Genomic DNA, 18,209 nt, shown 5'->3' with positions numbered 1-18,209 from the left:
GCCGACCGTCGTCGGGCCCGCCGGGGGCCGGTCCGACGAGCGACCAGGGTGATCGGAGCCGCTGCCGATGGGCGAGCACACCAGGACCACGTTCCCGCAGGAGATCCTCGACCAGTGGGCCGGCCTCGGGCTGGACCTGCCCGGCCTCTTCTCCGCCGGGCACCTCGGCGAACGCATGGACCTGCGCATCCTCTACGCCTCGCCCGAGAAGGTCACCGGCACGCTGCCCGTCGAGGGCAACACGCAGCCGTACGGGCTGCTCCACGGCGGCGCCTCCGCGGTGCTGGCCGAGACTCTCGGCTCGGTCGGCGCGATGCTGCACCGCGGGCCCGGCGGGATCGCCGTGGGCGTCGACCTCAACTGCACGCACCACCGCGGCGTCCGCTCCGGTCTCATCACGGGGACGGCCACGCCCGTGCACCTGGGACGCTCCACGGCGACGTACGAGACCGTCGTCACCGGTGAGGACGGCAGGCGCGTGTGCACGGCCCGGCTGACGTGTCTGCTGCGTGACGCCTCCCCCGATGCCGACACCCTGGCCACACCGCCGGAAGGCCGCTAGCTTCCCGCACATGGGAGGCACAGGACGCAGACGGGGCGGGGCCTCGGACGGTCCGCGAAGACCCGGTGGCCGCTTCCGTGGCCCGTCACGATCCGGGCCGCCGCCGCAACAGGGGCCCGGGCAAGGGCCGCAGCAGGGCCCGCAGCCGGGGCCGGGTCCCGTGCCGCGACCGGGACCGGGGTCCGCGCCGGGCCGCGCGCCCATGCCGGGCCGGGGTACGGGGCCGGGTCCGGGGCCGGGTCCGGCGCCATGGCGACGCGCGTGGCAGGACCCGTGGCAGTCACAGGGATCGCCGTACGAGCAGGCGTCGCCGTACGAGCAGGGATCGCCCTACGGGCAAGGGCCGCGGTACGGACAGGGACCGCCGTACGCGCAGAGCCCATGGCAGGGCCCCGTACCGGAGCTGATGCGCGCGCCCGTACGGGAGCTGATGCCGGGGCCGGGACCGGACCCGCGAGGCGATCTGCTGTCCTCGGGGCGGGAGAGCCGCGGCGTCGCCGACCGCTGGTACGGGCTGCCCGTCCGCACGCGCCGCACGGCCGCCGTCGCCGTGTGCCTCGCGGTGCTCGGAGCCGGCGGGTACGCCGTCGCCTCGCAGCCGCACGGCCCCTGGTGGCAGACGCAGCAGCAGCCCGGGCCCGAACCGGACTCGGCCCTGCCCTCCGCGGCGGCCCGGCGCATGCCCTACCCCGCGCAGACCGCCCGCATCACCTTCGACCGCCTCGCCGTCGCCGACCGGGCCCGCCGCACCTTCACCATCGAGCTGGAGGCGCGGTCCACCTCGCCGCTCAGCGTCCTCGACGTCGACCAGGGCTACGAGGCCGTCGATCTGCGGCTCGTGGGGCGGCCGCCCGTACCCGTCGAACCCGGCCGTACCCGGACACTCACCCTGACCGCGAAGGTCACCAACTGTGACCGCGCGCCGCTCCGTGCCCGCTCACCCTTCCTGAACGTCACGCTGCGCAACGACCGTGCACGTCAGGAGTTGAGCGTCATCCCAGGCAAGCGCTATGCCGACGCGCTCACGCTCGCATTCCGGACGCTGTGCCGGCCCGACGCCCCGGCCGGCCCACCCGAACCCTGAACCGATCTGCTGCTTCGTGCTCCCGAAACGTGTCCGCTACACGCGCGTCACACGCCACATCTCCGACAGCGAGCCCGTGCGGACCCACCGTGACCGGACTCAATAACAAGAACGTCACACCTTTGCCTGGCCCTCTGGGCGACTCGTTCCCACGGCCATAGAGTCACCGCCAGTCACCGCGCAGCCGGGTGTGCAGTGAGAACCCTGATCCGTTCCACGCTCAGGGTGCCCGGCGCGCGACACGGCCCTTCATCTCCGAAGGCCGCGCCAGGGGAAAGGACTGATCGTGCGCCACCGTTCATTGCTCATCATCACCACCGCCGCGGTCGCCGCGGGATCACTCACGCTGTCGGCGTGCGGCTCACGCGGCGAGGACAGCGGCAAGAGCGGCGGGGAGAAGACCGTGACAATCGGTCTCGACGCCCCGCTCACAGGTGATCTCTCCGCGCTCGGCCAGGGCATCAAGAACTCCGCGGAACTCGCGGTCAAGACGGCCAACAAGGAAAAGACCGTCGAGGGCGTCAAGTTCAAGCTGGACCCGCAGGACGACGCCGCGCAGCCGTCCGCCGGGCAGCAGAACGCCAACAAGTTCGTCGCGGACGACAAGGTTGTCGGCGCCGTCGGCCCCCTCAACTCCAACGTCGGCCAGTCCATGCAGAAGGTCTTCGACAAGGCGAAGATGGTCGAGGTCTCGCCCGCCAACACCGCGCCCGAGCTGACGCAGGGCACCGCCTGGCGCTCCGGCAAGAAGGAGCGCCCCTTCGAGACGTACTTCCGCATCTGCACCACGGACGCCATCCAGGGCCCGTACGCGGCGCAGTACATGTACAACGAGAAGAAGCTCAAGAAGGTCTTCGTCATCGACGACAAGAAGACCTACGGCAAGGGCCTCGCCGGCACCTTCAAGACGGAGTTCGAAGACCTCGGCGGCAAGGTGGTCGGCACCGACCACGTCGACCCGAAGGAGAAGGACTTCACCGCGGTGGCCAACAAGGTCGCCAAGGCCAAGCCCGACTTCGTCTACTACGGCGGCGAGTACCCGGCCGGCGCACCGCTCGCCGACCAGTCCAAGCAGGCCGGCCTCAAGGGCCCCGTCGTCGGCGGCGACGCCCTCTTCAGCGCCGAGTACATCAAGCTGGCCAAGAAGAACTCCGAGGGCGACATCGCCTCCTCCGTGGGCGCGCCCCTGGAGACCCTCGACAGCGCCAAGGAGTTCGTGAAGAACTACAAGGCCGAGGGCTACAAGCTGCCCTACGAGGCGTACGGCGGCTACGCCTACGACTCCACCTGGGCCATCATCCAGGCCGTCAAGGCCGTGGCCGAGGACAACGACGGCAAGCTGCCCGAGGACATGAACGAGACCCGCGAAAAGGTCGTCGAGGCCATGCAGGGCGTCAAGTTCGACGGCGTCAGCGGCAAGGTCGGCTTCGACAAGTACGGCGACACCACCAACAAGCAGCTCTCGCTGTACGAGGTCAAGAAGGGCGAGCACAAGCCCGTCAAGACCGGCACCTTCCAGGACTGAGCCGGGCAACCGCCCGTTCCGTAAGCCCAACTACGCCGCGGGGGGGGGCCCCCCCCCCCCCCCCCCCGCGGCTGTATCCAGACACCCCACGGAGGCCCCGCGGTGAACGACCTGCCGCAGCAACTGGCCAGTGGACTCATCCTCGGCGCGATGTACGGCCTCATCGCGATCGGCTACACGATGGTCTACGGCATAGTCCAGCTCATCAACTTCGCCCACGGCGAGATCGTCATGATCGGGGCCTTCGGCGGCCTCACCGCATGGCTGATGCTCCCGAAGGGCACCTCGCTCATGTTCGCCCTGCCGCTGATGCTCCTGATGGCGGTGGCAGTGTCCGTGCTCGTCGGCATCGGGGCGGAACGCTTCGCCTACCGGCCGCTGCGCAACGCACCCCGGCTCGCCCCGCTCATCACCGCGATCGGCCTGTCGATCATGCTCCAGCAGCTGATCTGGAGCTTCTACCCGGACGCCAAGAAGGCCCGCAGCTTCCCCCAGTTCCCCGGCGACTCCGTCGGCTTCCTGGGCGCCAACATCCAGCGCGGTGAACTCTTCCTGCTGATAGCGGCACCGATCTGCATGATCGCCCTCGGCTTCTTCGTCGCCAAGACCCGCACCGGCCGCGCCATGCAGGCCACCTCGCAGGACCCCGACACCGCCAAGCTGATGGGCATCAACACCGACCGCATCATCGTCACCGCGTTCGCCATCGGCGCCGCGTTCGGCGGGGTCGCCGCCATCGCCTACGGCCTCAAGTACGGCCAGATCGACTTCAAGATCGGCTTCATCCTCGGACTCAAGGCCTTCACCGCGGCCGTGCTCGGCGGCATCGGCAACATCTACGGAGCCATGGTCGGCGGCATCGTCCTCGGCCTCGCCGAATCACTGGCCACCGCGTACATCGAGAACATCCCCGGCATGGAACTCTTCGGCGGCGGCGCCTGGAAGAACGTATGGGCGTTCGTGCTGCTGATCCTCGTGCTCCTCGTACGACCACAAGGCCTGCTCGGCGAACGCATCGCGGACAGGGCGTGATAGCCATGGCAACCACCAACCCCGAAACGGGCACCACAGCCGCGGACACCGCCCCCGCCGTACCCGCCGGCTCCACCGGCGCACCCGGCACCCTGCCCCTGCCGCCCAAGGCGGCACGCGTCATCACCGCCGCCGGAGCCGCGGCCACCTTCGTGAGCACCCTGCTCGCCTGGACCTGGACCGCCGAATTCCCCGGCGACCTCACGTACTACGGCTCCCCCGTCGACCTCCAGACGCTCACGCTCGTCGGGTCGCTCCTCACCCTCGCCGCACTGCTCGCCGGCAACGGCGTACGCGGACTGCGCTGGCTCACACCCGGCGGCAAGACGGCACCCGTCGTGCTGCTCGCCATCGGCACACTCGGCGTCGCCTGGTTCACCGCCGGAGCCATCGCCGTCGTCCTCGGCGGGCTCGTCAACTTCGAACCGGGCATGTGGGTCGCGGTACTCGCGAGCCTCGTCACCGTCGTGGGCGCCCTCGGCCTCCGCGCCGACCAGCCCCTCGACCCCGCCGACCCCGCACAGCGCGACCCCGGCGCCTGGCAGCGCTTCCGGCACTCCCTCAAGGCACCGGCACCCGCCGGGACCGCGAAGGAGCTCCCCGGCTGGGCCGAACTGCTCATCATCGCCGTCAGCTTCGGAGTCGGCCTGTTCGTCTTCACCTACGGCATCGACACGCCGTACGGCGAACTCTTCGTCGGCTTCATGATCCTCGTCGGCTTCGGCGCCACGGCACTCGCACGGGCGGGACTCAGCCAGCGGCTGTCCAAGCTCACGGGCAAGCACCGCAACGTCACCTTCACGGCGGCATTCGTCGCCGCGGCGTGCTTCCCCTTCACCCAGAGCAGCGACCAGTACACCTCCGTCGCCGCCAACATCCTCATCTTCGCCACCGTCGCACTCGGCCTGAACGTCGTCGTCGGCCTCGCCGGCCTCCTCGACCTCGGATACGTGGCCTTCCTCGGCGTCGGCGCCTACGCGGCGGCACTCGTCTCCGGATCGGACACCTCCGTACTCGGCGTCGAATTCCCCTTCTGGGCCGCCGTCCTGACCGGCGCGGGAGCCTCACTCGTCTTCGGCGTCGTCATCGGCGCCCCCACGCTGCGGCTGCACGGCGACTACCTCGCCATCGTCACCCTCGGCTTCGGCGAGATCTTCCGCATCGGCATGGAGAACCTCGACGGCTCCTCCGGGCCCTCCGTCACCAACGGCGCCAACGGCATCGCCAACATTCCCGACCTGGTGATCCTCGGCTTCGACCTCGGCGAGGACCACACCGTCTTCGGCGTCGAACTCGGCCCGTTCGCCAACTACTACCTGCTCATGCTCGTCTTCACGATCATCATCGTGACGATCTTCCGCCGCGCCGACCGCTCCCGCATCGGCCGCGCCTGGGTCGCCGTACGCGAGGACGAGACCGCCGCACGCGCCATGGGCATCAACGGATTCCGCGTCAAGCTCATCGCCTTCGCACTCGGAGCCACCCTCGCCGGCATGGCCGGCACCGTACAGGCGCACGTCACCTCGTCCGTGACACCGGAGCAGTACCAGTTCGTCGAAGTGGTGCCGCCCAACTCGGCGTTCCTGCTCGCCGCCGTCATCCTCGGCGGCATGGGCACCGTCTCCGGACCGCTCGTCGGCGCCTCACTGCTCTACCTCATCCCGGCCAAGCTCCAGTTCATCGGCGACTACCAGCTCCTCCTCTTCGGACTGGCACTGGTACTGCTGATGCGCTTCCGCCCCGAAGGCCTCCTCGCGGACCGCCGCAAGAAGCTCGAATTCCACGACACCGGCCAGCTCGACGTACCGACCGGCGGCCCCGGCCTCAGCAAAGCGGAGGCATGACGATGACCACCACCACGACAACCGGCGTGCAGGACGCCGCGCCCGCCGGACGCACCGACGTACTGCGGGCCACCGGAGTCACCATGCGCTTCGGCGGCCTCACCGCCGTACGCAACGTCGACCTCAACGTCGACAGCGGCGAGATCGTCGGCCTCATCGGCCCCAACGGCGCGGGCAAGACGACCTTCTTCAACTGCCTCACCGGTCTGTACATACCGACCGAAGGCCAAGTCGCCTACAAGGGAACCGTGCTGCCGCACCGCTCCCACCTGGTCACCAAGGCAGGCATCGCCCGCACCTTCCAGAACATCCGCCTGTTCTCCAACATGACGGTCCTCGAGAACGTCCTCGTCGGCCGCCACACCCGCACCAAGGAAGGCCTGCTCTCCGCGCTCCTGCGCGGCCCCGGCTTCCGCAAGGCCGAACGCACCTCCGAGGAACGCGCCATGGAACTCCTGGAGTTCACCGGCCTCGCCGCCAAGCGCGAACACCTCGCCCGCAACCTCCCGTACGGCGAGCAGCGCAAGCTCGAAATCGCCCGCGCACTCGCCAGCGAGCCGGGACTCCTGCTGCTCGACGAGCCCACCGCCGGCATGACGGCCGGTGAGACCAGCGCCACGCGCGACCTCGTCCTCGCAGTACGGGAGCAGGGCACGGCCGTACTCGTCATCGAGCACGACATGCGCTTCATCTTCAACCTCTGCGACCGCGTCGCCGTCCTCGTACAGGGCGAGAAGCTCGTCGAAGGCTCACCGGAACTCGTCCAGGCCGACGAACGCGTCATCGCCGCCTACCTCGGCACGCCCTTCGAGGGTGAACCGGGCGAGGCCGAGGCCGCCGAAGTCCGCGAGGCGGAGACGCGCGGCGAGGGGACGACGGGGACCGGGGCCGGGACCGACGAGAACCCGAAGGGAGAGCAGCACTGATGCCGCTCCTCGAAGTAGAAGACCTCCGCGTCGCCTACGGCAAGATCGAAGCCGTCAAGGGCATCTCGTTCAGCGTCGAAGCGGGCCAGGTCGTCACCCTCATCGGCACCAACGGCGCCGGGAAGACCACCACGCTGCGCACCCTCTCCGGACTGCTCAAGCCCCTCGCCGGAAAGATCACCTTCGACGGCGAAGTGATCAACGACATGGGCGCACACAAGATCGTCGCCAAGGGGCTCGCACACTCCCCCGAAGGCCGCCGCATCTTCCCGCGCCTCACCATCGCCGAGAACCTCCAACTCGGCGCCTTCCTCCGCAAGGACTCCGCGGGCATCCACCGCGACATGGAACGCGCCTACACCCTGTTCCCCATCCTCGGAGAACGCCGCGGCCAGGCCGCCGGCACCCTCTCCGGAGGCGAACAGCAGATGCTCGCCATGGGCCGCGCGCTGATGTCGCAGCCGAAGCTGCTCATGCTCGACGAGCCCTCCATGGGCCTCTCCCCGATCATGATGCAGAAGATCATGGAGACCATCACCGAACTCAAGGCACAGGGCACGACGATCCTCCTCGTCGAGCAGAACGCCCAGGCCGCGCTCTCCCTCGCCGACCACGGCCACGTCATGGAGATCGGCACCATCGCGCTCTCCGGCACGGGCCAGGAACTCATGCACGACGAGTCGGTACGCAAGGCGTACCTCGGCGAGGACTGAACACGGCAGACGCAGCACACCGCACGAGCACCGCACATGTGAGTGGGGCCGACCCGGAACGGGCGGCCCCACTCACATGCTCAGAACCTCTTCGCCGAACTCAGCGGCTGCTTCCGGTGGTTCTGCTGCTTCAGGTGAATCTGCTGCTTCCCCTGGTACTGCTACTTCCCCCGGTACTCCTACTTCCCCCGGTACTCCTACTTCCCCTGGTTCTGCTGCTTCTGCTGCCTGCGCTCCTCGGCATCCGCGATCACGGCCTCCGCGACCTGCTGCATCGACAACCGCCGGTCCATCGACGTCTTCTGTATCCACCGGAACGCAGCGGGCTCCGTCAGCCCGTACTGCGTCTGAAGCACACTCTTCGCCCGGTCCACGAGCTTCCGCGTCTCCAGCCGCTGAGAGAGGTCCGCGACCTCCTTCTCCAGCGCCCGCAGCTCCGTGAATCGCGACACCGCCATCTCGATCGCGGGCACCACGTCGCTCTTGCTGAACGGCTTCACCAGATACGCCATCGCGCCCGCGTCCCGCGCCCGCTCCACCAGCTCACGCTGCGAGAACGCCGTCAGCATCAGCACCGGCGCGATGCTCTCCTCCGCGACCTGCTCCGCCGCCGAGATCCCGTCCAGCACCGGCATCTTCACATCGAAGATGCACAGATCCGGACGGTGCTCCCGCGCCAGCTCCACCGCGCTCTGCCCGTCACCGGCCTCGCCGACGACGGAGTAACCCTCCTCCTCCAGCATCTCCTTGAGGTCCATCCGGATCAGCGCCTCGTCCTCCGCGATCACCACTCGCGTGGTCAGCGGCGGCACATGCGCGCTCTCCTCCGGGGCACCGGAGGCTTCGGCGCCGGAGGCTTCGGGCTCGGGGATGTCCGCGGTGCTCACTGGGCTCCTCGTTTCCGCACAGGTGGGAGGTACGAGAGTACCGGGGTCCTGTAAGGTGGTTGCACAGCAGGTGCGAACCTTCATTTCGCGCTTCGCCCCGGTAGACCAACGGCAGAGTCGATGGATTCAAAACCCATACAGTGTCGGTTCGAATCCGACCCGGGGCACTTCGTCTTTGATTCCAAGGTTGCCAGCGATATCGCTGATCTTCGCTCGCACGAAGGACCGTGAGCCCGATTCCCTGCACGTCGCACGTGCTCTCGTCAGGCTCGCGTCCATGTACGACGTCACAGTGCGTAAACAGGTCCTCGCCCTCGTCGAGCAGGGACACAGCCTCAATTCGGTGAGCAAGCAGACCGGCATCTCAGGTGCGGCCATCCGGTCCTGGCAGACCAGGCTGACGCCCTTGACCGGCGATCCGGTCCGGTGCGTCAGATGCTCGGCCCCACCGGGGCCACCGGCGGATGCCGCCAACTACGCGTATCTGCTCGGCCTTTACCTCGGTGACGGCTGCGTCAGCCGCCTCGCCCGGACGTACTCGCTGCGCATCGCGTGCTCCGACGCCTGGCCAGGCCTCATCGAAGAATGCGTCCGGGCGGTGAAGGCGATCCGCCCTCACAACAAGGTCTTCCGCGTTCAGGCTCAAGGCTGCGTCGCGGTCAGCGCCTACAACCCGCACTGGCCATGCCTGTTCCCGCAGCACGGGCCCGGCAGGAAGCACGAGCGGCGCATCGAACTCCGGGGCTGGCAGCAGGAGACAGTGGACGCACACCCCTGGCAGTTCATCCGTGGACTCGTCCACTCCGACGGCTGCCGCATCACCAACTGGACGACACGGACAGTCGGCGGCAGACGCAAGCGCTATGAGTATCCCCGGTACTTCTTCACCAACAGGTCCGACGACATCAGAGGGATTTTCACCGACACGCTGCGGAGAGTCGGTGTCGAATGGACGACCCTCGCCCGCGGCAGCGACCCGCTCAACATCTCCATAGCCCGCCGCGCCTCCGTCGCGCTGATGGACGCTCACGTCGGGCCCAAGTACTGAGCCGCGAGGCTCGATTTACCGCGGTGCGGGGCGTCGCCGCGGTGCGGCAGCATTGCCCGCATGTCACCACTGACGCGCGATGAGGCGCAGACGCGAGCCGGGCTCCTCGATGTGGAGCGGTATGTCATCGATCTGGATCTGACGTGCGGCGAGGAGGTGTTCGGGTCCACGACGGCGGTGCGCTTCCGTGTGAAGGAGGGCGGGGGCGGCGCCGATTCGTTCGTGGAGGTGCGGCCCGCCGAATTGCGGGGCGTGGAGCTGGACGGTGTGGCGCTGGATCCGGCGAAGGCTTTCGCGGACGGCCGGTTGTGGCTGCGTGGCCTGGCGGAGGGGGTTCACGAGCTGCGTGTCGAGGCGCGGATGCGGTATTCGCGGGTCGGTGAGGGGATGCACCGGTTCACGGACCCGGCGGACGGGCGCGTGTATCTGTATTCGCAGTGCTTTCTGGACGACGCCCCGCTGGTGTTCGCGTGTTTCGATCAGCCGGATCTGAAGGCGGTCTTCGAGGTGGGGGTGACGGCGCCGGACGAGTGGACGGTGCTGGGGAACGGGGTCGCGCGGAAGGTCCGGCCGGGTCGTTGGGTGTGTGCGCCGACGCGGCGGGTGAGCACGTACATGGTGGCGGTCGTGGCGGGGCCGTATCACTCGGTGCGTACGGAGCACGCGGGGTTGCCGTTCGGGCTTCATGTGCGGCGTTCGCTCGCGGAGTTCCTGGAAGCGGATGCCGAGGAGTTGCTGGACATCACGCGCCGGTGTTTCGACCGGTACCACGAGTTGTTCGATGAGCCGTATCCGTTCGACTCGTACGACCAGGCTTTCGTGCCGGAGTTCAACGCGGGCGCGATGGAGAATCCGGGGCTGGTGACGTTGCGGGACGAGTATGTGTTCCGGTCGGCGGTCACGGAGTTGGACAGGCGTACTCGTGGTGTGACGGTTGCGCACGAGATGGCGCACATGTGGTTCGGGGACATGGTGACGCTGCGGTGGTGGGACGACATCTGGCTGAACGAGTCGTTCGCGGAGTACGTGGGCTATCAGACGCTGCGTGAGGCGACGCGCTTCTCGGGGATGTGGACGGATTTCGCGGCGGCGCGCAAGGGGTGGGGTTATGACGCGGATCAGCGTCCGTCGACTCATCCGGTGGCTCCGGAGCCGGAGTCGGTGCCGGACACCGCTTCCGCGCTGCTGAATTTCGACGGGATCTCGTATGCGAAGGGTGCGTCGGCGCTGCGGCAGCTGGTGGCGTGGCTGGGTGAGAAGGATTTCCTGGCGGGCGTCAACAGGCATTTGACGCGTCATCGTTTCGGCAATGCGACGCTGGCGGATTTCATCGATGCGCTGGCGGGGGCGTCGGATCGTGACGTGCACGGATGGGCGGAGCGCTGGCTGCGTACGACGGGGGTCGACGTGTTGTCGCCGCGGGTGGCGGAGGGCAGCGGACAGTGGTCGGTGGCGCTGCGGCACGAGGGTGGCCGTCCGCACCGGGTGGGGCTGGGCCTCTACGACGTGGCGCCCGCCGATCCGGCGCGTCTGGTGCTGCGGGAGCGTCTTGAGCGTGAGGTGGAGTCGGACGAGGCGGAGTCGGTGGTGGTCGCCGGGGGGCCGCGTCCTGATCTGCTGCTGGTGAACGACGGGGATCTGACGTACGCGAAGGTGCGTCTGGACGAGGTGTCGTGGGCGACGGTGCGTGGTGCGCTGTCGGGGCTTCCGGATGCGTTGTCGCGTGCGGTGGTGTGGAACGCGGCGCGGGACATGGTGCGGGACGGCGAGTTGCCGCCTGGTGAGTTCCTGGAGGCGGTGCGGGTCCATGCTCCGGCGGAGTCGGAGGTGGCGGTGCTGGAGGGCGTGCTGTCGTTCGCGTGCGGGACGGTCGCGGAGCGTTTCGTGCCCGCGGAGCGCCGCGCTGGGGCGCTGGAGTTGCTGGGGGGTGTGTGCCGTGAGGTGCTGGCGGCCACGGTGCCGGGAGCGGTGCCGGAAGCGGGAGGGTCCTCGGTGCCGGGGGCGGGTGCCGCGGCCGGCGAGGGGGCGGCGGGTCTGCGGTTGACGGCGGTGCGCCAGTTCATCGACTGCGCTTCGGACGCCGGGGAGTTGTACGGCTGGTGGGAGGCGGGTTCGGTGCCGGGTGGTCCGGTGCTGGACGCGGAGTTGCGGTGGCGGTTGCTGCTGCGGCTGTCGGTGCTGGGTGCCGTGGGCGGTGCGGAGATCGACGGTGCGCTGGCCGCTGATCCGAGTGCGGCGGGCGAGGAGGGTGCCGCTCGTTGCAGGGCGGCGTTGCCGGATGCCGGGGCGAAGGAGGCGGCGTGGGAGGCGATGTTCGTCTCGGACGAGTTGTCGAACTATCTGCTGCGGGCGACGGCGCAGGGGTTCTGGCAGGCGGAGCAGCGGGAGTTGCTGGACGAGGGCGGCTTCGCGGAGCGGTATTTCTCGGATGCGGTGCCGGTGGCCGCGCGGCGCGGTGCGGCGGTGGCGTCGATCGTGGGGCGGCTGGCGTTTCCCCGTACGGTCGTGGACGAGTCGCTGTTGCGGCGGGGGGCGGACTGTGTCGCGGGCGAGGACGTGACGCCCACGTTGCGGCGGGAGTTGGTGGATCAGCTGGATGATCTGCGGCGTGCTCTGCGGGTCCGGGGCGGGTGATCCGGAGGGTCCCGAGTGGCCGGGTCGGCGGATGGCGGGGCCCAAATGGGCTCCTGAGACGGGGAGTTGGGGCGGAGCCCCCGCCGGTCGTGCCGGCTCGGCCTCCCGTACGCGCCGCGTCGTCGTGTGGGGCTTTTCTCAGGTCTTAACTTTAGCCTTGACCAACGATTGGTCCAGGCCTACGGTCCTCTCACCATCCTGACACTGTCGAGGAGTTGGACCTCCCATGTCCCCCACACCCCGCTCGCCCCACGGCGTCCAGGAGCCCGGCGAGAAGCCGGCCGCCGACGGCGCCCCCGCGGCACAGCCGCGGCCCTTCGTCCGTCGCCGTACGGTGCTGGCGACGCTGGCCGCCGCCGGTCTCGGCGGCATCGGCGTCGCCGCCGCTCCCCGGGCCGCCTCCGCCATCTCCGGCCTGTCCGGCCGGTCGGGCGCCTCCGCCGCCGATCCCGACTTCGGCCCCAACGTCTCCGTCTTCGGCCCGGACACCCCCGCCGAGGAGATCCAGGCGAAGGTCGACTCGGTCTTCAAGAAGCAGGAGAAGGCCCAGTTCGACAAGGCGCGCCATGCGTTCCTCTTCAAGCCGGGCTCGTACGACGTCGATGTGAACGTCGGCTTCTTCACCCAGGTCGCCGGGCTGGGCCTGACGCCCGGCGATGTGAAGGTCGCCGGCGCGGTGCACGCCGAGGCCGACTGGTTCGACGGGAACGCCACGCAGAACTTCTGGCGCTCGGCCGAGGGCATCTCGGTGACGCCGAAGGGCGGCAAGGACCGCTGGGCGGTCTCCCAGGCCGCGCCGTACCGCCGCATGCATGTGAAGGGCGATCTGGAGCTGGACGACGGCGGCTGGTCCAGCGGCGGTCTGATGGCCGACACCGTGGTGGACGGGGAGGTGCGCTCCGGTTCGCAGCAGCAGTGGCTCTCGCGCAACACGGAGTGGAAGAGCTGGAAGGGCTCGAACTGGAACATGGTGTTCGTGGGTGCGAAGAACGCCCCGAGCGGCGACGGCTTCCCCTCTCCCCCGTACACGACCGTGGAGGCGACGCCGAAGGTGCGGGAGAAGCCGTACCTGTACGTCGACAAGGACGGCGGCTACCAGGTGTTCGTGCCCGCGGTGCGCGAGGACTCGACCGGCGCGAGCTGGTCGGGCGGCGCTCCGAAAGGCGATTCCATCCCGCTGGGCGACTTCCACGTCGCGAAGGCCGACGAGTCGGCGTCCACGCTCAACGCGGCGCTGAAGGACGGCAAGCACCTGCTGCTGACGCCGGGGATCTACGAGTTGGACGAGCCGCTGGCGGTGACGGAGAAGAACACCGTCGTGCTGGGGCTGGGCCTGGCGACGCTCATGCCGACGAGCGGCAAGGCGGCTCTGACGGTGGCCGACGTGGACGGCGTCAAGCTCGCCGGGTTCCTCGTCGAGGCGGGCGAGGAGAACTCGCCGACGCTGGTCCAGGTCGGCCCGAAGGGCTCGGACGCGGACCACTCCGCCAACCCGACGTCGCTGCACGATGTGTTCGTGCGCATCGGCGGGGCGGGCGCCGCGAAGTCGGAGACGAGCCTCGTCGTCAACAGCTCCCATGTCATCGCCGACCATCTGTGGCTGTGGCGCGCGGACCACGGCGACGGCGTGGGCTGGGAGACCAACCCCGCCGACACGGGGCTGATCGTCAACGGCGCCGACGTGACCGCGTACGGGCTCTTCGCGGAGCACTACAAGAAGTACCAGGTGATCTGGAACGGCGAGCGCGGCCGGACGTACTTCTTCCAGAACGAGATGCCCTACGACCCGCCGGACCAGGGCTCGTGGATGAACGGTGACACGCGCGGCTACGCGGCCTACAAGGTCGGCGGCTCGGTCACCGACCACCAGGCGTTCGGGCTGGGGAGCTACTGCTTCTTCAACGTCAACAAGTCGGTGGTGGCGGACCGTTCGTTCGAGGTGCCGCGAGCGGAGGGCGTGAAGCTCCATCACCTGACGTCCGTGTCGCTCGGCGGCACGGGCACGATCCAGCACGTCGTCAACGACACGGGCGGGCCCGCGAACGGCGACTCCAACGTGGCGACGGTGACCGCCTACCCGTAGCCGGCGGCGTGCCCCCAGCACGCGGATCCGGTCGCGGACGGCGTGAGGCTCCCCGGGACGAGCGGGTTCCGGGGAGCCTTCGCCGTGAAGATCACCCCTTCGGGCGAACCAGGCCCGTATCGAGATCAACAGCCGCCGTACGCACGTAGGTTAGGGCCACCTCATCACTTCTTCCCGGTCCGGCGGGCACCGCTTGTGTGCCCGCCGGACCGGGGGTTGTGGGATTGCGACGGCGAAGGATTCCGCTCATGCCGCTCCCGCCCGTGTCCGCCCGCGCCGACGGTGCCCGCGCCCCGCTCCTCTCGGGTGGCACCCAAGGGGCAGCCGCGCTGCGTCCGTTGACGAGCGCGGTGCTCGACGCGCTGGAGGAGGGTGCCGCGCGGCGCTGCGGGCCCCTGCCGCGCGGCGGGCCGCGGCGCGTGGCCTCCCGGGTCGGCGCGGTGCTCAGCGGCGGTGTGCTCCCGGAGCGCGGTACGGGCGAGCGGGAGGCGCTGGCCTCGCTGGTGCGGATGGTGGCGGAGGGAGCCGCCGATCCCGCCGATCCGCTGTGCGCGGCGCATCTGCACTGCCCTCCGCTCGCGGTGGCGGCCGCCGCCGACCTCGCGGCGAGCGCCGTCAATCCGTCCCTGGACTCGTGGGATCAGGCGCCTGCCGCTTCGGAGTTGGAGGCGCGGACGTGCCGGGCGCTGGCGCGGCTGGTGTACGGGGAGGCGGGGCGCGGCACCGTGCGGCGGGGCGGCCCGGCGGAGGGAGGAGCGGGCGCGGTTCCGGACGCGCTGGTGACGACGGGCGGCACGGAGTCGAACCAGCTGGGCCTGCTGCTGGCCCGTGAGCGGCTGGGCCGGGACGTCCGCGTGGTGTGCGGCACCGGCGCGCACCACAGCGTGCACCGCGCGGCATGGCTGCTGGGCCTGCCCGAGCCGGTTCGCGTTCCGTCGCCGGGAGGGGTCCTCCGCCCGGCGGCGCTGCGTGCGGCCCTGGCGGCCCAGGAGCCGGGCGCTCCGGTCCTCGTGGTGGCGACGGCGGGCACGACCGATGCGGGTGCGGTCGATCCGCTGGCCGAACTGGCCGCGGTGGCCGGTGAGTTCGGGGCGAGGCTGCATGTGGACGCGGCGTACGGCGGCATGCTGCTCTTCAGCCGGCGGCTGCTCGGACGGCTCGCTGGTCTGGAGCGGGCGGACAGCGTCACTCTCGATCTGCACAAGCTGGGGTGGCAGCCGGTCGCGGCGGGCCTCTTCGTGGTTCCCGACGGGCGGGACCTGTCGCCGCTGGACCACCGCGCCGACTATCTCAACGCCGGCGACGACAGCGACGCGGGCCTTCCGGATCTGCTGGGCCGTTCGCTGCGTACGACGCGCCGTCCCGATGTGCTGAAGATGGCCGTGACGCTGCGGGCATTGGGGCGCAGTGGGCTGGCCGATCTCGTGGAGCGCACGTGTGCGGTGGCGCGTTCGCTGGCCGAACTGGTCGCGGCCGACCAGCGGTTGGAGCTGTTCGCCATGCCGGAGCTGTCGACGGTGCTGTTCCGCCCGGCGGGTGCGGACGGTGCGGCGGTCGCTTCGGTCAGGCGCCGTCTGATGGCGGAGGGGCGGGCCGTCCTGGGCCGGGCCGACATGGGCGGGGGCTCGGGCCTCTGGCTCAAGGCCACGCTGCTCAACCCGTACACGCGCATCGGCGATCTGGAAGCCCTGCTCCAACTCGTGCGCGACGCCGTGCCGTTGCGGGCACGGGCCGCGCCGGCTCCCTCAGCCCGGTCTCCCCGGTCCGCGCCCGTCACGAGCACAGGCGCCACCAGCACAAGCGTCACCGGCATCACCAGCACCACAAGGAGTCACCGGTCATGACGACAGCCGACGAGTCCCGCACCGCCGGACCGGATTCCGCGGCGACGCTGACCTCCACCGTGCCGGGGCAGCGCCGTGTCGACGGGGGCGGCGGCGCTCCGCAGATGCCTCCGCTCGATCTGGTGGGCATCGGCGTCGGCCCGTTCAACCTCTCCCTGGCCGCCCTCGCGCACGGCGTTCCCGGCCTGCGCACCGCGTTCTACGAGGAACAGCCGGGCTTCCACTGGCATCCGGGCATGCTGATCGAGGGTGCGACGCTCCAAGTCCCCTTCCTGGCGGACCTGGTGACGCTCGCCGACCCGGCGAGTCCGTGGTCCTTCCTCAGTTACCTCAAGGCGCACGAGCGCCTCTTCCCGTTCTACGTCGCGGAGCGCTTCCACATCGAGCGCACGGAGTACGACGCGTACTGCCGCTGGGTCTGCGAGGGGCTGGACGGCCTCCACTTCGGCCATCGCGTCGACGCGGTGCGCTGGCATCCCGAACTGCGCCTGTTCGAGGTCGACTTCACGCGGCTGGAGGCGGACGGACCGGCGGCACAGGGCCGTTCGTACGCGCGGAATCTGGTGCTCGGTGTCGGCACCGCTCCGCACGTGCCCGAGCCGCTGCGTTCGCTGACGTCGTCGGTGGGCGCGGGCGCGCCCGTCATCCACTCCTCGGACTATCTCGGCCACCGGGAGCGGCTGCTGGAGGCGGGGCACGTCACGGTCGTCGGGTCCGGCCAGTCGGGTGCGGAGGTCTTCCTGGATCTGCTGCGGCGCCGCCCCGCCGGGCGCGAGCGGCTGCACTGGATCACCCGCAGCGCGGCCTTCGCGCCCATGGAGTACAGCAAGCTGGGCCTGGAGCACTTCACCCCGGACTACACGAGCTACTTCCACGGCCTGCCCGAGTCCGTGCGGGACGAACTGGTCCCGCGCCAGTGGCAGTTGCACAAGGCCGTCGACCACGGCACGCTGGCCGCCGTCCACGACGAGCTGTACCACCGCACGCTGGGCGGCGGCTGGCCGGACGCGGTGCTCACGCCCGGTGTGGCGGTCCGTACGGCCGGGCGCATCGGCGCGACACGGGTCGAGCTGCATCTGGAGCACACCGAGCAGGACGTACGCACGCGGCTGGCGACGGACGCGGTGGTGCTGGCGACGGGCTACCGCGAGCGCCCGCTGGGAGGCGTGCTCGCGTCGCTGGAACCGTGGCTGCGGCGCGACGAGGCGGAGCGCATCCGCGTCGACGAGCACTACCGGCTGGTGACGGACCGGTCGGTCTCGGGCGCGGTCTACGTGCAGAACGCGGAGCGGCACACGCACGGTGTGGGCGCGCCCGATCTGGGGCTGGCGGCGCACCGCAGCGCGGTGATCCTCAACTCCCTGACGGGGCACGAGCGTTACCGGCTCCCGAGGCGCACCGCGTTCACGACGTTCGGTCTGCGCCCCGAGGGCGCCCTGGCCAACGGCTCCCCCGGAATCGCCCGGCACGCCGACCCCCAGCACACCGGCTTCCGCCCTCTGCGCATGACTTGACGCCGGTCCGGCCACTGTCCGGCCATGGAAAAGCCGCCCCGGACCGGCCGGCCGCCAATAGGGCGGAAGCGCTGACAGCGCGCCGCGCGAATGGAAGACTGCCGGGATGTTCGATCACATTTCGATTCAGACAGCGGACCCGGCCGCCGCGGCCGCCTTCTACGACGCCGTGCTGGCGCCTCTCGGAGCGACGCGCGTCCTCGACTTCGGACACGTCGTCGGCTACGGCAGCACCGCACCCGCCTTCTGGCTGGGACCCGCCGACTCGGGGCGCGAGGCCCGCGAGGTGCACATCGCCTTCACCGCGCCGGACCGCGCCACCGTCGACGCCTTCCACGAGGCCGCGATCGAGGCCGGCGGGGAGGTGCTGCACGCGCCGCGGCTGTGGCCCGAGTACCACGAGACGTACTACGGGGCGTTCGTGCGCGACCCCGACGGCAACAACGTCGAGGCGGTCTGCCACCGCCCCGAAGGGCCCGAGTGATCATCGGTGATCCCCGGCGCACGCCGACC

At 70.1% G+C, this 18,209-nt stretch carries 14 protein-coding genes and 1 tRNA gene; 14 read left to right on the top strand and 1 reads right to left on the bottom strand.

Translation table 11 applies throughout. The annotated features are described in order from the left end of the window. Positions 1 to 67: 67 nt before the first annotated feature. From QQM67_RS07640 to QQM67_RS07610, 7 genes are all read left to right on the top strand, one after another. The gene (locus QQM67_RS07640; protein WP_314172826.1) at positions 68 to 562 is read left to right on the top strand and encodes a PaaI family thioesterase; all 495 of its coding nucleotides are present in this window, start codon (positions 68 to 70) and stop codon (positions 560 to 562) included. 406 nt (positions 563 to 968) lie between these two features. After that, positions 969 to 1,646: a hypothetical protein gene (locus QQM67_RS07635; protein ID WP_314172825.1), complete on the top strand. Its 678-nt coding sequence runs from the start codon at positions 969 to 971 to the stop codon at positions 1,644 to 1,646. Positions 1,647 to 1,932: 286 nt separating this feature from the next. Next, the gene (locus tag QQM67_RS07630; protein ID WP_314172824.1) at positions 1,933 to 3,171 is read left to right on the top strand and encodes a branched-chain amino acid ABC transporter substrate-binding protein; all 1,239 of its coding nucleotides are present in this window, start codon (positions 1,933 to 1,935) and stop codon (positions 3,169 to 3,171) included. Between the two features lie 102 nt (positions 3,172 to 3,273). Then, positions 3,274 to 4,203, top strand: coding sequence for a branched-chain amino acid ABC transporter permease (locus tag QQM67_RS07625; protein ID WP_314172823.1), 930 nt, complete (start codon positions 3,274 to 3,276; stop codon positions 4,201 to 4,203). A 5-nt stretch (positions 4,204 to 4,208) separates the two neighbouring features. Continuing rightward, complete coding sequence (locus tag QQM67_RS07620; protein WP_314172822.1) at positions 4,209 to 6,047, top strand: branched-chain amino acid ABC transporter permease; 1,839 nt, start codon at positions 4,209 to 4,211, stop codon at positions 6,045 to 6,047. Between the two features lie 2 nt (positions 6,048 to 6,049). After that, positions 6,050 to 6,973 (top strand): ABC transporter ATP-binding protein, encoded by a 924-nt coding sequence (locus QQM67_RS07615; RefSeq protein WP_314172821.1) that lies wholly within the window; start codon positions 6,050 to 6,052, stop codon positions 6,971 to 6,973. After that, the gene (locus tag QQM67_RS07610) at positions 6,970 to 7,686 is read left to right on the top strand and encodes an ABC transporter ATP-binding protein (RefSeq protein ID WP_314173031.1); all 717 of its coding nucleotides are present in this window, start codon (positions 6,970 to 6,972) and stop codon (positions 7,684 to 7,686) included. Before QQM67_RS07615 ends, QQM67_RS07610 begins: the two co-directional genes overlap by 4 nt. Positions 7,687 to 7,883: 197 nt before the next feature. Here the strand turns inward: QQM67_RS07610 and QQM67_RS07605 are convergent, their stop codons facing one another. Next, entirely contained in the window at positions 7,884 to 8,573 is a 690-nt protein-coding gene (locus QQM67_RS07605) for an ANTAR domain-containing response regulator (RefSeq protein WP_314172820.1), read from the bottom strand. A 94-nt stretch (positions 8,574 to 8,667) separates the two neighbouring features. On the opposite strand from QQM67_RS07605, the gene QQM67_RS07600 reads away from it, so the two are divergent. From QQM67_RS07600 to QQM67_RS07570, 7 genes are all read left to right on the top strand, one after another. Continuing rightward, positions 8,668 to 8,740: transfer RNA gene (locus QQM67_RS07600), tRNA-Leu, on the top strand. Between the two features lie 110 nt (positions 8,741 to 8,850). Further along, positions 8,851 to 9,621 carry a transcriptional regulator gene (locus QQM67_RS07595; RefSeq protein ID WP_314172819.1) on the top strand — a complete coding sequence of 257 codons (771 nt, stop codon included), beginning with the start codon at positions 8,851 to 8,853 and terminating at the stop codon, positions 9,619 to 9,621. 60 nt (positions 9,622 to 9,681) lie between these two features. Then, on the top strand, positions 9,682 to 12,255 hold the full coding sequence (pepN, locus tag QQM67_RS07590) for an aminopeptidase N (RefSeq protein ID WP_314172818.1): 2,574 nt from the start codon (positions 9,682 to 9,684) through the stop codon (positions 12,253 to 12,255). A 226-nt stretch (positions 12,256 to 12,481) separates the two neighbouring features. Beyond that, on the top strand, positions 12,482 to 14,338 hold the full coding sequence (locus QQM67_RS07585; RefSeq protein ID WP_314172817.1) for a coagulation factor 5/8 type domain-containing protein: 1,857 nt from the start codon (positions 12,482 to 12,484) through the stop codon (positions 14,336 to 14,338). 248 nt (positions 14,339 to 14,586) lie between these two features. Next, positions 14,587 to 16,182, top strand: a complete 1,596-nt coding sequence (locus QQM67_RS07580; protein WP_314172816.1) for a pyridoxal phosphate-dependent decarboxylase family protein — start codon at positions 14,587 to 14,589, stop codon at positions 16,180 to 16,182. Between the two features lie 104 nt (positions 16,183 to 16,286). Beyond that, positions 16,287 to 17,696 carry a lysine N(6)-hydroxylase/L-ornithine N(5)-oxygenase family protein gene (locus QQM67_RS07575; RefSeq protein ID WP_314173030.1) on the top strand — a complete coding sequence of 470 codons (1,410 nt, stop codon included), beginning with the start codon at positions 16,287 to 16,289 and terminating at the stop codon, positions 17,694 to 17,696. Between the two features lie 106 nt (positions 17,697 to 17,802). Further along, on the top strand, positions 17,803 to 18,180 hold the full coding sequence (locus QQM67_RS07570; RefSeq protein WP_314172815.1) for a VOC family protein: 378 nt from the start codon (positions 17,803 to 17,805) through the stop codon (positions 18,178 to 18,180). The last annotated feature ends 29 nt before the right edge of the window (positions 18,181 to 18,209 follow it).

It is taken from the genome of Streptomyces winkii (assembly GCF_032248595.1).
Lineage (GTDB): Bacteria > Actinomycetota > Actinomycetes > Streptomycetales > Streptomycetaceae > Streptomyces > Streptomyces winkii.
The sequence above is the reverse complement of the archived record's forward strand: the minus strand, read 5'-3'. Positions and strand labels throughout refer to the sequence as shown.

What these genes read in the sequence shown, in the direction of transcription:
- QQM67_RS07640 (WP_314172826.1), top strand. Translation starts at nt 68, where the DNA reads ATGGGCGAGCACACCAGGACCACGTTCCCGCAGGAGATCCTCGACCAG.
- QQM67_RS07635 (WP_314172825.1), top strand. Translation starts at nt 969, where the DNA reads ATGCGCGCGCCCGTACGGGAGCTGATGCCGGGGCCGGGACCGGACCCG.
- QQM67_RS07620 (WP_314172822.1), top strand. Translation starts at nt 4,209, where the DNA reads ATGGCAACCACCAACCCCGAAACGGGCACCACAGCCGCGGACACCGCC.
- QQM67_RS07615 (WP_314172821.1), top strand. Translation starts at nt 6,050, where the DNA reads ATGACCACCACCACGACAACCGGCGTGCAGGACGCCGCGCCCGCCGGA.
- QQM67_RS07595 (WP_314172819.1), top strand. Translation starts at nt 8,851, where the DNA reads ATGTACGACGTCACAGTGCGTAAACAGGTCCTCGCCCTCGTCGAGCAG.
- pepN (WP_314172818.1), top strand. Translation starts at nt 9,682, where the DNA reads ATGTCACCACTGACGCGCGATGAGGCGCAGACGCGAGCCGGGCTCCTC.
- QQM67_RS07585 (WP_314172817.1), top strand. Translation starts at nt 12,482, where the DNA reads ATGTCCCCCACACCCCGCTCGCCCCACGGCGTCCAGGAGCCCGGCGAG.
- QQM67_RS07580 (WP_314172816.1), top strand. Translation starts at nt 14,587, where the DNA reads ATGCCGCTCCCGCCCGTGTCCGCCCGCGCCGACGGTGCCCGCGCCCCG.
- QQM67_RS07575 (WP_314173030.1), top strand. Translation starts at nt 16,287, where the DNA reads ATGCCTCCGCTCGATCTGGTGGGCATCGGCGTCGGCCCGTTCAACCTC.
- QQM67_RS07570 (WP_314172815.1), top strand. Translation starts at nt 17,803, where the DNA reads ATGTTCGATCACATTTCGATTCAGACAGCGGACCCGGCCGCCGCGGCC.